Origin of the sequence: Streptomyces sp. NPDC046900, assembly GCF_040644975.1 — a bacterium.
Taxonomy (GTDB): Bacteria; Actinomycetota; Actinomycetes; order Streptomycetales; family Streptomycetaceae; genus Streptomyces.
This window is the reverse complement of the sequence record NZ_JBEYXD010000034.1, coordinates 1-14318: the sequence shown is the minus strand read 5'-3', so window position 1 is coordinate 14318 and position 14318 is coordinate 1. Positions and strand designations below refer to the sequence as shown.

The following is a 14318-nucleotide window of genomic DNA, read 5'->3' as shown; positions in this document are numbered from 1 at the left end:
GACCGCCAGGTGGTCAGGACGCGGTGCGCGCGACGACCAGTCGGCCGTCGCTGGACGCGACGGCGCCAGCACGATCCCTGCCGCCTGGAAGCACGCGTCCACATCCGTGCCCGGCCTGTCGAGGGCGACCTGCAACAGCGTCGCCGCTACGGGCCGGGCACGAGCGATGGGGGCAGCTTGAGCGGCCCTTCCTCGTTCTCCCGTCCCGGCTGTGGGGGGAGGCAGCCGGGCTCGCGTCGGGCGGCCGCCTCTGACCACCACTTCAACGGTCCGCCCGTGCACCGCGCCCTGGGCAGGCCCTCGCCCTCGGCCCCAGCACCCCTCTGCCACGCGGTAAGAGTCCGGGCGATGCATGACGCGAATAGGGTAGAAGAGACACTCCAGCACCGTCTGGGAGGTAGGCATGCCGGAGTACCGCAAGAGCCAACAGCGCATCTCACAGCTCACCGACCGGCAGTACCGTGTGACCCAGCGGGACGAGACGGAGCCCTCGTTCTCCAACGCCTACTGGGACAACAAGGCACCCGGTATCTATGTGGACATCGTGTCCGGGGAGCCCCTCTTCGCCTCGGTCGACAAGTACGACAGCAGGACCGGCTGGCCCAGCTTCACGAGGCCTCTGGAGTCCGGCCACGTCGTCGAGAGGCCCGATACCAGCCACGGCATGGTCCGTGTCGAAGTACGGTCGGCTGAAGGGGACAGCCACCTCGGGCACCTGTTCCCGGACGGGCCCAGCGAGCGCGGAGGACTGCGGTACTGCATCAACTCCGCCTCGCTGCGCTTCGTCCCCCTGGAGGATCTGGAGCAGGAGGGGTACGGCCAGTACCTGAGCGTCTTCGAGACGACGGAAGAGGACACCGCCGAGAGCCGATGACCGGCGACCAGGGCAAGGCCCCGGAGCCCGAACGGCATGGTGGCTCGGCGCACCGTCATGCGGCTCGGGGCCCAGCAGGGCCCCAGCCGATACCCGTGTACAGCAGTACGGAAAACGCTCATGTGCTGCGGAACCCAAGGGGTCGAGTCACCTCCACGGAGCGGAGGCAGCCAAGACAATAGAGCAGACCCCCTCCAATGGGGTCATCTTCCGCAGCGCTGAGCCATAAGACGCCCGCCGGACCTCACGAGCAACGGAACCTTCGGGCCCGAAAGAAGGACCGCACAGTGACCAGGAACATCGACAGCCTGCACCCAGAAGACGGCGCCATCGTGCCGCCTGAGCAGATCCCCACCGCTGTCACCGCAGGCCGCCTGGCCTACGGCGATGGCACGACCCAGATCTTCCAACCCGATGGGAGCACGTCATACTTCGAGACAAGACGCCAGACGGAGGGCACCTGGTCCGTCGACGAGAATGGGCGCTTCTGCTCCTTCTGGCCGCCCTCCTACCAAGCGTCCTACGATCTGCGCTGGGTGGTGGAAGGGGGAGCAGTCGTCGGCCTGCGGTTCTCCGACCTGAGGAGCGGTACCTGCTTCGACGGCCGTTTCCAATAGCCCCAGGTTCCGCTTGATGTGGCAAACCCGAGCGGTGGCCCGCCAGCTTCCAGCGGCCCCGCCTTCCGGTCGTGGCCGGCAGCACCGAGCGGAAGGGATGACCGTTCTTGCCGCCCTGACGGCGATGGCGTGCCATCCGCGGGAGAGGCCTCTCTCACCGTAGGGACGTGTCAATAGCCCCTGGTCCCGCCCCCCAGGGCGCTCTCGGTCGATCAGGCCCGTCTCGACCTCCTGCGCAAGCGCCTCCGCCTGGCCGGGTGACGGGCTGCTGCCAGTACGGACAGTGGCCTCTCGCCAACTCAGCACCAGAAGTGATCCAGAACCCAAATTCAGCGGTTGCCGACAGCCGGGCATACGATTCAGGAGAGCCGTGTCCCGTCGTGGGGAACCCAACAAGAGGCACCATCGTCCGTTCCGCCGATGAGGTGCCGGTCCATTCCGCGTTCCGCGCTGGGTGCCCCAGTACCCCGTTCCGTCGATGTGCCGGCGAGATGACAGCCGTCGGCAGTCCCGTGCCGGAGCTGGGCGGCGCCTCCCAGCAGTCAGACAGGCGGTGGTCCCCCAGAGAAAAGGCCCGGCCGCGTAAGAACTCGACCGTCCACAGCGCTAAAGACCCGGGCTTGAGTCGGTCGCTGACCCGTCTCGGGGCAGTGCCGGCGCGGCCGGCTGTCCCGCACAGAACGAGGCACCCCGCTGCCATCGACGCCGCGGCGGTGCCCGACGAGGAGAGAGAGCGTTATGAGAGCGACCATCCAGGGCCGAGTGCTGGCCGAGGCGTCCGACGATGAGATCGTCATGATCGAGGGGAACGTGTACTTTCCTCCGGGCACAGTGGCGCACGAACTCCTCAGCGAAAGTGAGACCCCCTACGTGTGTCCCTGGAAGGGACGCAGCCAGTACTTCAACGCTGTCATCGACGGGAAGGTCGTGGACGATGTGGGTTGGAGCTACCCCGCCCCTCTCGCCAGCGCCGTGAAGCGCGTCGGGCGAGACTTCTCCGACTTCGTTGCCTTCAGCCCCTTCGTAACCGTAGACAGCCACGGCTGATCTCACGTACAGACACACCGGATGCTCCTGGCACCGCACCCGCGCTGCGCAGTCGCACCGTCACGCCCCGTCGCCTGCGCCAGTGCGACTCGTCGGCCATGAGATGCAACGGAACAGCGCCCGTGCCCAGGACATGTCCCTCCGACACCCCGCCCAAGCGGGCCAGCAGACAGGTTCAGGGCGGACGAAAGCGCGCCCTCTGAGCGTCGCCGTACTCCCAGCTGCAGGCGGGACCGCCGTGGACACAGGCGGAGCGTCCCGACTGGCGGTCCCGCCCGGGTCGGCGTAGGGATGGTCTGGTGGGCGTAGGGCACACCGCCAGGGCCGCCACTGCGCAGACGTGGGCACGCTCGGGCGGTCTGCACGGCTCGCCTCACCACCCCTGGAAGGTGCGGGAAACATGACGAGCGCGTTGAAGGATCTCTCGGACGCTGGTGTGTCCGTGTGGCTGGACACTCTGTCGCGCGAGCGGATCATCTCGGGCAGCCTGGCGGAGCTGATCAGCAGCCGGCACGTGGTGGGCGTCACGACGAACCCGACGATCTTCGGGGACGCAATATCGCACGGAGCGGAATACGGGGCCCGGATGTCCGAGCTCGCGGTTCGCGGAGTGTCAGCCGAGGAGGCGGTCCGCACCATCACCGCGTCGGATGTACGCGATGCCGCCGACATCCTTCGCCCCATTTTCCTCGCGTCCTCCGCCGGCCAGGACGGTCGCGTCTCCATCGAGGTCGACCCCCACATGGCTCACGACACCACGGCGACGATCGCCGAGGCACGTCACTTGGCCTGGCTCGTAGACCGCCCGAACACATACATCAAGATCCCTGCAACCAAGGCGGGCCTGCCCGCCATCGCCGAGACCATCGCCCAGGGCATCAGTGTCAACGTGACCCTGATTTTCTCGCTGGCGCGCTACCGGCAGGTTGCTGACGCCTATTTGACGGGCCTCGAGAAGGCCCGTGCCACTGGGCGCGACTTGTCGCAGATTTCCTCGGTCGCATCGTTCTTCGTCTCCCGCATGGACACGGAGGTCGACAGGCGCCTCGACGCCCTCGACACGCCGGAAGCCAGAGCCCTCCGGGGCAGGGCCGCCGTCGCCAACGCCCGCCTGGCCTACGAAGCCTTCGAGGAGGTCTTCTCCGGTGAGCGCTGGAACCGCCTGCACCGTTCGCGGGCGAACAAACAGCGCCCGCTGTGGGCCTCCACAGGCGTCAAGGACAGCGCGTACGAGGCCACCAAGTACGTCGCCGGGCTGATCGCCCCCGACACAGTGAACACCATGCCCGAGGCAACGCTGCTCGCCGTCGAGGCACAGGGGCTGGCCGCAGGCGGCGACGTCCGCAGCACATACGACGAGGCCCGGGCCGACCTCGAAGCGATCGAGCGCCTGGGGATCCCCTACACCGAAGTCGTCCAGCAGTTGGAGGACGAGGGCGTGGCAAAGTTCCAGGAGTCCTGGGACAGCCTTCTCACAGCGACCGCGGCCCAGCTCGAAACCGGCACACACAGGCTGCACACGTGGCAATGAGAAACGCCCCTCCGGAACACCCCGATTCCCGGGGGCTGCCGCACCTCCCGCACGCTGTTCCCTCCTCCCGGGAGGGCGGGGTAAACCGCGTCCAGGGAGACGGCAGCGGCATTCCGACATGGCTCGAAAGCGCGGCCTGCCGGGATCTCGTCACCGAACTGTTCTTCCCCGTAAGCCCGAAGTGCCCCGGCCGGCGTCAGGCCGACGAAGCGAAGGCCGTGTGCAAGCCGTGTCCTGTCCGCCAACAGTGCGCCAGTTGGGCTCTCGCCACAGCACAGCAGTACGGAATCTGGGGCGGAATGGACGAGGAAGAATTGGTCCTGGCCCGCAGCAGAAAACGCCTCAGAACCCGGAAACGGTCCAGCTCCCGGCCTGAAGCCTGAGCCCGGATCCACCGGCTTGATGCCTGTGGATCCGGGTTCAGGGAAGCGGCCGGGCGGCCGTCTCGGGAGCGGCGGGTGTGGATGGCGTCAGCGACGTGGTCCCGGCCGTCGTCCGGGTGGTTGGGCGGGTTCGGATCGGGCTGTGGGCGGCTCGACAGATCGGGTCTGCACCGCTTCTTTGGACAGGACTATGACCTCCCCGCGGTGGCTGATCTGAAGGGGTTCGCCCTCCAGCAACGTATAAGTCACCTGCGAGCCGGTGAGATCGATCCGCAAGCAGCGTTGCCTGAAGTCAAGCGAGAACGAAAGTCGGTTGAGCCTTTCAGGCAGGCTGGGAGCGAAGTGCAGGACCTCTCCGTGGTCGCGCATCCCGCCGAAGCCGGCAACCAGTCCGATCCAAACGCCTGCGAGGGAAGCAATGTGCAGGCCGTCGCAGGTATTTTTCGCAAGGTCCGCGAGGTCCACCAGGGCGGCCTCCCCCAGGTAGTCATAAGCCAGACTCAAGTGGCCGACTTCGGCGGCCATGACGCATTGGATACAGGCCGACAGTGAGGAGTCCCGGACGGTCAGCGGTTCGTAGTAGGCGAAGTTCCGTGCCTTCTGTTCTTCTTCGAAGGCATCACCGCACAGGTACATCGCCAGGACCAGGTCTGCTTGTTTGACCACTTGTTTTCGGTACAGGTCGAAGTAGGGAAAGTGCAGCAACAGGGGGTACTGCTCGGGGCATGTGCCCGCGAAGTCCCACACGTCGAGGCCGGTGTACCCCTCCGCCTGCTCGTGGACGCGAAGCGCGCGGTTGTAGGGCACAGCCATCGCCTTGGCCGCGTCACGCCAACTGGCGGTCTCCTCCTCGTCGACGCCGAGCGCAGCAGATTGCGCGGGGTGGCGTTCAGCGGCCTCGGCGGCGGCCTGCAGGTTCGCCCGGGCCATGAGGTTGGTATAGGCGTTGTCGTTGGCTACCGCGCTGTATTCGTCGGGACCGGTGACACCATCGATGTGGAAGTGGCCACCAGGGTCGTGGTGGCCGAGGGAGCGCCACAGCCGGGCGGTCTCCACCAGCAGTTCCAAACCGGTCTCGCGTTCGAAGTCCGCATCGCCCGTGGCCCAGACGTAGCGCACGACGGCGGCCGCGATGTCGGCGTTGATGTGGAAGGCGGCAGTGCCTGCCGGCCAGTATCCGGAACACTCTGCTCCATCGATCGTCCGCCAGGGGAAGGCCGCCCCGCGCAGTCCGAACTGGCGAGCGCGGTCGCGTGCCGCGGGCAGGGTGTGCTGCCGCCAGCACAAGGCCTCAGCGACGCAGTTCGGCGAGGTGTAGGTGAGGACCGGCAGGACGTAGGTCTCCGTGTCCCAGAAGGAGTGGCCGTCATATCCGGAACCGGTAAGGCCTTTGGCCGGGATCGCCCGCTGCTCGGCCCGGCGGGCGGACTGCAGCACGTGGAAGAGCGCAAACCGTACTGCCTGCTGGATCTCGGCATCACCGTCGACCTCGACGTCGACATGCCGCCAGAAGTCGTCGAGAAAGTCTCGCTGCTGGTCCACCAGCCCTTGCCAGCCGATGCTGCGCACACGGGCGAGAGCGGCCTCCACTTGATCCCGGACCGCTGGCAATGAGCGGAACCCGGACCAGCCGTACGCGACGAATTTCTCGAGGCGAAAGGTCTGTCCCGGGCTGAGGAGCGTGGTGACGGTCAGGCGTCCCACGTCGTCGCTGCTCTCGCTCCAGGCTCGGGTCGAGTCCGGACCGTGCAGCACGTGGTCGGCAGCGGCAGCGACACGCAAATTGGTGCGGGCTGTGCGGTGCACCAGGCGTAGCCGCGTGTCGCAGGCAGTGTGTTCTTCGGGCTGAAGGCAGGACTCGATGGCGGCGGAGGCACGGGGATCGCCGGTCCGCGTGGGCAGTTGCTCGTTGGCGACGAGTTCCGACTGGATGACGAGGTTTGTTTGGGCGTCCACCGGTTCCACTTCGTAGGCGACCGCGGCAATGGCCCGTTGGGTGAAGGAGACCAGTCTGGTGGAGCGCACCCGGACCGTCTTGCCGACCGGTGAGGTCCACTCGCAGACGCGGTGAAGCAGTCCACTGCGCAGATCGAGAGTGCGCTCGTGCGACCGCAACCGTCCGTAGCGCAAGTCGAACGGTTCGTCATCGACCAGCAGGCGGATCAGCTTACCGTTGGTAACATTGATCACCACCTGCCCGGACTCCGGGTATCCGTAGCCGGCTTCCGCGTAGGGCAGCGGGTGGAGCTCGTGCACACCGTTGAGGTACGTGCCAGGCAAGCCGTGCGGCTCGCCCTCATCAAGGTTGCCGCGCCAGCCGACATGACCGTTGGACAGCGTGAAGACGGATTCGCTCTGGGCGAGCCCCTCCAGGCGGAGCTCGCTCTCGCGCAGACACCACGGCTCGATGGCGTAAGCGGGGTGGCTGATCATGTGCGGCCTTTCAACGACTCGGAGAAGCCCTTCACCACGATGTCGGCACCGGGCCAGCGCAGGCGCCCGCTTGGCCTACTGCGACCGAAGCGCACCACGGCCCCGGCGCCGCTTCGACCGCGCCCGGCGGCGATCGCAGTGTCGATCCGCGCGGAAGCCGCCTCCATTGCCCGTGGAGATCAGAATCCCGCGGCACTGGCACTGGCACTGGCACTGGCACTGGAGGAGAAATCAGCCCCAGTACGTCCGCCCGTGCTCCCCGGCAACACGTTCCCGCCTGAGGCCGTGCACGGGCGCACCCGCCAGTGCGGGCACCCGTCGACGCGCTGCCCATAGAAGCACGTCGAAGCGACGGAAGGTGGGTCCCGCCGCTTGCTGCAGAAGTCGTCGGGGGCTTCCTTCCATGCGGTGACGCGAAGGACTGCGGCCTTTGCCAGCACACAGTCCACATCCCAAAAACACACTGCACATCGTCCGGAAGATTGCGTTTTATCACCCTTGACGTTCTACCCCGTTCCGGCCCGTTGCAGCCATCCGGGGACAGGGCGCTCGCCCCTGGGCACAGGATGTCGGACAGCCGCCCTCGTGGTTGCCTGGCGCCAGTGGCTGTGTACAAGCGCAACCTCTTGGACTCGGCAGGGTGGGCCATGAACGGCCAGGAGGACATGACTCTTGAAGGCTCCCCCGCCTGAAGGCGGGGGATTCGCGTCCGGCCTTGCGGCCGGACGCCCCTTTCGGGGCGCCTTCGGGCGTGCGTGGGGATTCCAGGCTCAGGCAGCCTTCCGGGCCAGCGGCCCCGGAAGGTCTTACGCCCTCAGCACCTGCCGGGCACCAACCCGCCCGGACCAGCATCACGAACGCGGAATTCTTGTCCCGAGGGCGCACGGCTCCGCATCGCGTGCAGGTATACGTTCGTTCCGAGAGAGGCAGCGCATGCTTGGTTCTCGCTCCGCAGTCTGCGCACTCCATCGTGGTGTGCGCGGGATGCACCAGCCGCACACCCCGCCCATGCGCCGTGCCACATCCGTGGTTACACGGCCGGCCGTCCCGTCTTCGACACCGGGGGCACTGCACGTGTGACTGCGGCGGGGCTGCCCGCAGATCGCAATTCACGCGTGATTGGTGCGTGAGCGATCAAGCGAGCTGGCCGTGCTCCTGCCTTCGCGCCGCCTCGCGTGCCGGTCCTCCCGGACAGGACCCCGACGACGTGCCCCGACGTGGTCAATGAGCGGGTCTCGCCTGCGCGAGGAGGCTCCTGGTGCCGTTCGGTCCCGCTGGGAGAGTTGGCGTGCCGCAGCCTTCGCATCGGACGCCCGGTCCGCGCGAAGGCTGCGAGGAAAAAACAGTCCCCGGTAGTGCTGCGCGTGTCCTGAAACTTCAGTCGTCACTGTCGCCTCGGTATCGCGCCGGCTTGCCGGGGGCCTAACCCACATCCTGACCAAGTCACTCCGTCGATCAGGCGCCTCATCGACTTTGTAAACTCTTTCGGTGTTGTGACCTAATAACCACAATGCACCGCATATTTTCTAAGCCAAGACGTTTTTGCGTTAATTTGACGGGAAGTTCGACGTGATCACCCTCCGACTGCCGCACTCGGCACCCGGCGGCCTACTCCATGAAGCCGGGCACGGCATCGGCACGGCAGTGCGTGCACGCCGACACCGAACCGCCGCAGCGCGTAACACAGCAAGGGCCCCAGGAGAACGTACTTAAGCACGCAATAGAACACGGGCACCTCCCGCCGAATCTCTCCGGTATGCATGTGTGGGGCTTTCCCTGGCAGCGTCGGCATCGCCTGAAAGCCTGGCCAAGGGGCGTCGGCAACATCAGCCAGGTAGGAGTTCCGTCTACCTAAAGAGCACGCCTCGGAATGCGGTCCGGATCTGCCTGGGAGACGCTGAAGTCATGGTCGAGCGTCCCCTAATCGTCGAGGCACCCGGCGGATCTGGCGGCCGCAGTGTACGCGTCGGTGACGAGACCCTGGGCACGGCCAATTCGTTGCACGACCTGACCGTTTTCCTGCAATGCATCGGGCTGGTGGGTTGGGATGAGCTGGACGTGGCCGAATCGGACCTCATCGAGTGGCACGGCGGTGGTCCGGAAGTTTGGCCGTGCCAGGGTGGTGGGCCGGATTGCTGGCCGGGTGAGCCCGCCCCACCACTGAGGAAAGCGAGGCGCGCCTGACAGCGTCCCCTTTGGGCCCGAACAATGAAGTAAGAAACTCCTCAAGATCAATACTCGTCGGGTTAATCACTCGTGAATTCATACCATTCATTCAAATTTAACCTCGTCCGGTCAGCCAGCCGACGCGGCAGCACCGCCCCGCATGCCGGATCAGTCCCTCACGACTGCTCAGCCCGGATCCACCGGCTTGATGCCTGTGGATAGCTTCTCCAGAAACGAGGAAGTGCCTTGTGACCTGCGATGATGGGAATTCTTCAGGCTTCCAGCACGCACGATCGGCAAGGCACTTCCGAGATGCAATCTTCCCATGCCGCGGCGAGGGTCTCCGCACGGTTTGATGATCCGAATCTGGTCGGCTACGGCGGGCTGGCCCCGGTGGTACGGCTGGCCGAGCGGTGCGCACTGCCCGCACTCGTCGACGAGCACGTCCGGCTGCCGGCCTCGAAGGACGGCACCGGGGCCTTCCCCGCGGCGAAGCTGATGTCGCTGGTCGGTGGCATGGTCGCCGGGTCGGACAGCATCGATGACATGGACCGGCTGTGGCACGGTGGGCTGCCGCGGCTGTTCAGCGGGGTGCGGGCGCCGTCCACGCTGGGCTCGTTCCTGCGCTCCTTCAGTCACGGACACGTGAAGCAACTGCACGCGGTGGCCCGCCGGTTCCTGCCCCACCTGGCCGCGCACACCCCGCTGCTGCCCGGCGCCGACCAGGTGGCCTACGTGGATATCGACGACACGATCCGCCGCACCTACGGCTTTGCGGTCCGCATGTACTGGGTAGGCGGTCCCGTCAGGTGCGGTCCTTAAGCAACCAATGCATGCGGAGGTAGGCATCTCGGTAACAGGAGTACACAATGCATCGTGGAGTTTTGGGAGGTATTCTCACCGAAAGTCGGCCTGAAACTGGGTGTGTGGGAAAGGTGTCAGGCAGGTGACCGTGCAGCCGGTCAGCGGACGCGTGACCGACGCAGAGTAGGTCATGCAGCTGCGCCCGCGAGGGCTCTTCGCACGAAGACCTCACTCACCGCCTGAGGGGTGAGCTGCCGGAAGGGTTTGCCCCGGAGGGCGACGGGAGACACGGCCGACACCGACGGAGAGCGCATTGACGACCAAGTCGGCGACGAGTGTGCGGGACGCCCCTTGGGCTGGGACACCAATGTCGTTGGCGCCAGCTACGACGGCGACGACTACTGGGCTCGAGATGTCGTCCTGACGGCGGTGCGGCTTCTGCGCAAGAGGCGGCCGTACACGTAGTTGCAGACACCAGGGACGACAAGTGAGTCGCGGCCCAGAGCCGTTCGGAGCCGACACGTTCGGGCTGCTGCCCCCGAACGGTGCCGTTCGAGCGGGGCAGGCGCACGGCCGACTGGGTGATAGGACGGGTATTTCGCCCCGAAGGGTATGGGGCGCACTGTCATCGCTCGGCAGTGTGGGGAGTCATGGACGGCCTGATGGGGCAACTGACGGCGGCAGAGGTAGCGAGGCAGGCAGTTTCAACGCTCTCTACGAAGAAGCAGTCACAGAGTATCCACGCTGAACACCGAGGATGGCGAACATGCCGATCATTTCGCGAGGATTCCACGGGCGGCGCTCTCCTTCGCAAGGGAAGCTGCCACCCGGGCAGTACGAGACGACGGGCTTTCCCGTGCTGGCGGCTGGGCCCACGCCCCGTGTACCGATCGACGATTGGGAACTGACCGTGGTCTCGGAGTCCGGCACTCAGCACACCTGGGACTGGCCCGCCCTGAATGCGCTTCCGGTGGAGTCCCCGACGGTCGACCTGCACTGCGTGACCAAGTGGTCTAAGTTCAATACCCAGTGGCAAGGCGTGTCCCTCGACGTCCTGCTGGCAGATGTACGGACGGAGGCCGAACACGTCCTCGTGTCCTCGTACGGCGGCTACACCACCAACGTGCCCCTGACGGATCTGCTCGACGGTCGGGCGTGGATCGTGTTCGCCTACGACGGTCACCCTCTTGCACCCGAGCACGGCGGACCGGCCAGGCTGCTCGTGCCGCACCTCTACCTGTGGAAGTCCGCGAAATGGGTCCGCAGGATCGAGCTTCGCGAAACGGACGAGCCGGGGTTCTGGGAGAGCGCCGGCTATCACAACTATGGAGACCCATGGCGAGAACAGCGGTACAGGGGAGACTAGGCGACCGCCTCCGCTGGAGGGTGGCCGACGTGACCAGCCGACGTGAGGAGTCCGCTTCGGCCCGCACGCTGTCCCTGGAGGTCTTGGACTGGCCCGGACACCTGGCAGGGCAGCACGTGGACGTGCGGTTGACCGCAGAGGACGGCTACAGCACTCAGCGGAGCTACTCGATCGCCTCGGTGGCGGACGGCGCCCGCGTGGACCTCACGATTCAGCGCACACCCGGAGGAGAGGTGTCGCCTTACCTGGCAGATGAGCTGATGCCCGGTGACCAGTTGGAGCTGCGGGGGCCCGTCGGAGGGTGGTTCGTGTGGAGCCCGGAGCAGACCGAGCCGGTTTTGCTGGTTGCCGGTGGCTCAGGGCTCGTCCCGCTCATGTGTATGATCCGCTCCCGCGCTGCGACCGGCAGCCGCACGCCCTTCCGGCTCGTGTACTCCCTGCGAACACCCGCCGAGCAGCTGTACGTGCCCGAACTGCGCGGCGGCTCACCGGGTCTGGACACGGCCCTTATCCACACCCGTGAGGCTCCTCCGGGAGCGCCCAGGCCGCCTGGACGTATCACCCCGGAGGACCTGGTCCAGCACAGCTGGCCGCCGGATTTCGAACCGACCTGCTACGTCTGCGGGCCCACAGCGTTCGTCGAGAAGGTCGCGGCTTACCTCGTGCTGCTCGGGCACGACCCGGGACGCATCCGCACCGAACGCTTCGGCGGCAGTGGAGGTTGACATGATTTCTGCAGAGCAGGGCGTAGCGGATGCCGGCTACGTGGACGGCAACGTGCTGGCGGGCCCTTTGTCCGAAGTCTTCGTGGCCGACGTGACCGTCGCGACAAGCCAATGCGCCCATTGCGGATCCACAGGACCTGTAGCACTCCTCCACGTCTACGCAGACGCGCCGGGGCTCGTGGCCCGGTGTCAGCGCTGCAGCGAGGTCGTCCTGCGGATCGTGCGTACGAAAGAGGCAGTCTGGGTCGACATGCGCGGCACCGTGGCCCTGTCAATCCCCCTGGAGGCGGAATGAGGCGCTCCGGGCTGGCTTCGAGGCGGACCCGCGCTATCTGGCAGACCCTTCCGACCCCGACGACGAGGACGGCCATCACGACTACGTGATGGCCGGCAGATGGACATCCCTGGACTCGCGGTCTGGTCTCGGGGATCAAGCAGAATGCGCGGAACTGCGGCCGTGCGCACCGGAAACGAGCAGCTGTGCGATTCTCGCGGAAGCCCACGGAGGCGCGTTACGTACCAGTTTGGTCACCGTTGTTCCTTACCGCCGCAGTCGGCGATGTCGCCGACGGTCAGGTGAGGGACAATTACTTCCGACCTGGCCTCGCTCGGGGCGCGAGGCCGAGGGGGTAGGCCCTTGGGGCTGCAACGCCGCTGTCTCATGCTACTCGCCAGTTCGGCCCGCCTCGTCGTTCCTGATGCCCTTTTCAGCCTCGGTCTCCTCGGCTGCAACCTCTTGTGCGACGCTGAGGACCCTGCGCAGGCTCGCAGAAGGAATCACTACACCCCCGGCGCTGTCCATGTAGACGTAGTCGCCTGGTTCTACACAGACACCGGAGATTTCGACGGCTACGCCGAAGGCGTGAGGCATCACTGTGTCGCCGCCCCATCGGACGGCCTCCCCGCTGCACCACGTAGCGAAGCTGTAGCTGCGCAACTGAGCGAAGTCCCGTAGTCGGCCGTCGACCAGGACGCCCGCCAGCCCGCTGCGGTCCGCTCGGGCCAGCTTGGTGCCGCCGCCGTGGGACACGTCAGGGTAGCCGCCACTGGAGAGCACCAGTACTTGGCCCGCGAGTGGCCTCTCTCCGACCGCCCCGCGGTAGAAATATCCGAAGTCAAGGTCTGCCGCAGTCAGGTCCTCACGGTAGGGCACGTAGGAGATGGTGGCCGCGGACCCGAACAACGGGCGACCGGGGTCGGGGCTGGTCATGGACGGAATGTGCGCCCGATGGCTGTGGATCCGGCCCATGGCATCTACGAGCGTGGCGCAGCCCAGCCGGGCGGCCTTCGCAGCCAATGATTCGTCCTTCATGTCCCGCCTCTCTGTACCCGTCCAGCACAAGGCCGGTAACCGCCGGGTGCTGGACGGCCCTGGAAAGCGCGGAGAAGCACGGCTGCTGGCGGCTCCGCCAGCCCAGACTCCCGGCAGAAAATCTTGTAGCCGTCCACCATCTCGTCGCGGTGGTGCACGTAGCCATATCCCACACCATTTCGCGCGCTGCCGGCGGAACCTGAAGCTCTGCGCCGAAGAGGCGCCGCAGGGCGCCAGGCAGCGAGCCGCGACGCGTCGGAAGGCGTCTGGTCCGAAAATAACGTATGACTGACCGCGGGTTATGGGTAAAGTCACGCCGCTTCGATAGGTTCGAAGCGGACGGTGAGGCCGAGGGCGTTGGCTTGTCAGGTGATCCGGCGAAGGGCTCGATCCGGGTCGTGCTTGGTGTAGTAGTTGCCGCCCAGGTCGTGTGAAGCGGTGTCGTGGGTGAGCATGTGCCGCATGGCGGTGACGATGGAGTGCTCGAGGGCGGCCAGGGCTATCTTCTTGCCCAGGCGGGGCATCAGCTGCATGTAGCGGGCGCCGAGATAGGTGCGGTCGCGGTCGCGGAGTCGCCGCCGACCACCAGCGTCGCGCACCAGGATCACCACCAGAGGATGGCGCCGCCCTCGCTCAGCACGCCGGTCGGGGACCTGCCGCAGCCTGCTGACCAGCGCAGACTCCACTGCCACAGGGTCGGCGGCGAGCTCGGCCTCCCACAGCGTGAGGTCGGTGAGCTCGCCAAGGACAAGGCTGGTCAGGGAGAATGCGGGCACGAGCGCGGCTCCTGAGACGATCTTCTGACGTAGTAACCCGAAAGATCATCAGAAGCCGTGCTCGCCTTGCAACTTGCCACCTCACTCTACGGACAAACAACCCAAAACACATCAAAGATCAACTACGCCGGGGCCGTGGACAGCAGACGATCAACGACACCTCATCGCCCCAAGCGAATCGCCGAGGTTAGTAGCTGTTGTCGTACCGATCTTGGGGTTTGCCGATCGAATGGGAGTCCCGATTGGGTGGTCGCGGGGTGCTCGGCGCATACGAGCGGGGCCTC

General features: G+C 66.3%; 12 protein-coding genes and 1 pseudogene. 9 read left to right on the top strand and 4 right to left on the bottom strand.

What is annotated here, in order from left to right; all coding sequences use genetic code 11:
• Nucleotides 1–403: 403 nt before the first annotated feature.
• The 5 genes from msrB (at nucleotide 404) to ABZ904_RS28005 (ending at nucleotide 4452) form a co-directional block, all read left to right on the top strand.
• Nucleotides 404–874, top strand: coding sequence for a peptide-methionine (R)-S-oxide reductase MsrB (gene msrB / locus ABZ904_RS28025; RefSeq protein ID WP_361826122.1), 471 nt, complete (start codon nucleotides 404–406; stop codon nucleotides 872–874).
• A gap of 287 nt (nucleotides 875–1161) precedes the next feature.
• Complete coding sequence (locus ABZ904_RS28020; protein WP_361826119.1) at nucleotides 1162–1491, top strand: hypothetical protein; 330 nt, start codon at nucleotides 1162–1164, stop codon at nucleotides 1489–1491.
• A gap of 738 nt (nucleotides 1492–2229) precedes the next feature.
• Entirely contained in the window at nucleotides 2230–2538 is a 309-nt protein-coding gene (locus ABZ904_RS28015) for a DUF427 domain-containing protein (protein ID WP_359409832.1), read from the top strand.
• Nucleotides 2539–2938: 400 nt separating this feature from the next.
• Nucleotides 2939–4069, top strand: a complete 1131-nt coding sequence (gene tal / locus ABZ904_RS28010) for a transaldolase (protein WP_361826116.1) — start codon at nucleotides 2939–2941, stop codon at nucleotides 4067–4069.
• On the top strand, nucleotides 4066–4452 hold the full coding sequence (locus tag ABZ904_RS28005) for a WhiB family transcriptional regulator (protein WP_359409828.1): 387 nt from the start codon (nucleotides 4066–4068) through the stop codon (nucleotides 4450–4452). The genes tal and ABZ904_RS28005 overlap by 4 nt, the downstream gene beginning before the upstream one ends.
• A gap of 87 nt (nucleotides 4453–4539) precedes the next feature.
• Here the strand turns inward: ABZ904_RS28005 and ABZ904_RS28000 are convergent, their stop codons facing one another.
• Nucleotides 4540–6885 carry a glycosyl hydrolase family 65 protein gene (locus ABZ904_RS28000; protein WP_361826112.1) on the bottom strand — a complete coding sequence of 782 codons (2346 nt, stop codon included), beginning with the start codon at nucleotides 6883–6885 and terminating at the stop codon, nucleotides 4540–4542.
• Between the two features lie 780 nt (nucleotides 6886–7665).
• Nucleotides 7666–7896: pseudogene (locus tag ABZ904_RS27995) on the bottom strand (zinc ribbon domain-containing protein); the annotation flags it as partial.
• A gap of 1467 nt (nucleotides 7897–9363) precedes the next feature.
• Between ABZ904_RS27995 and ABZ904_RS27990 the strand changes: the two are divergent.
• From ABZ904_RS27990 to ABZ904_RS27975, 4 genes are all read left to right on the top strand, one after another.
• On the top strand, nucleotides 9364–9873 hold the full coding sequence (locus ABZ904_RS27990) for a hypothetical protein (protein ID WP_361826109.1): 510 nt from the start codon (nucleotides 9364–9366) through the stop codon (nucleotides 9871–9873).
• A 748-nt stretch (nucleotides 9874–10621) separates the two neighbouring features.
• The gene (locus ABZ904_RS27985; protein ID WP_359409816.1) at nucleotides 10622–11221 is read left to right on the top strand and encodes a sulfite oxidase-like oxidoreductase; all 600 of its coding nucleotides are present in this window, start codon (nucleotides 10622–10624) and stop codon (nucleotides 11219–11221) included.
• Nucleotides 11191–11946, top strand: coding sequence for a ferredoxin reductase (locus ABZ904_RS27980; protein WP_359409814.1), 756 nt, complete (start codon nucleotides 11191–11193; stop codon nucleotides 11944–11946). The genes ABZ904_RS27985 and ABZ904_RS27980 overlap by 31 nt, the downstream gene beginning before the upstream one ends.
• Before the next feature lies 1 nt (nucleotide 11947).
• Nucleotides 11948–12241 carry a DUF6510 family protein gene (locus ABZ904_RS27975; RefSeq protein WP_359409812.1) on the top strand — a complete coding sequence of 98 codons (294 nt, stop codon included), beginning with the start codon at nucleotides 11948–11950 and terminating at the stop codon, nucleotides 12239–12241.
• 369 nt (nucleotides 12242–12610) lie between these two features.
• Here the strand turns inward: ABZ904_RS27975 and ABZ904_RS27970 are convergent, their stop codons facing one another.
• Both ABZ904_RS27970 and ABZ904_RS27965 read right to left on the bottom strand, forming a co-directional pair.
• Nucleotides 12611–13258 (bottom strand): RraA family protein, encoded by a 648-nt coding sequence (locus ABZ904_RS27970; protein ID WP_359409810.1) that lies wholly within the window; start codon nucleotides 13256–13258, stop codon nucleotides 12611–12613.
• Between the two features lie 365 nt (nucleotides 13259–13623).
• Nucleotides 13624–14034 (bottom strand): hypothetical protein, encoded by a 411-nt coding sequence (locus ABZ904_RS27965; protein ID WP_361826104.1) that lies wholly within the window; start codon nucleotides 14032–14034, stop codon nucleotides 13624–13626.
• Nucleotides 14035–14318 lie beyond the last annotated feature (284 nt).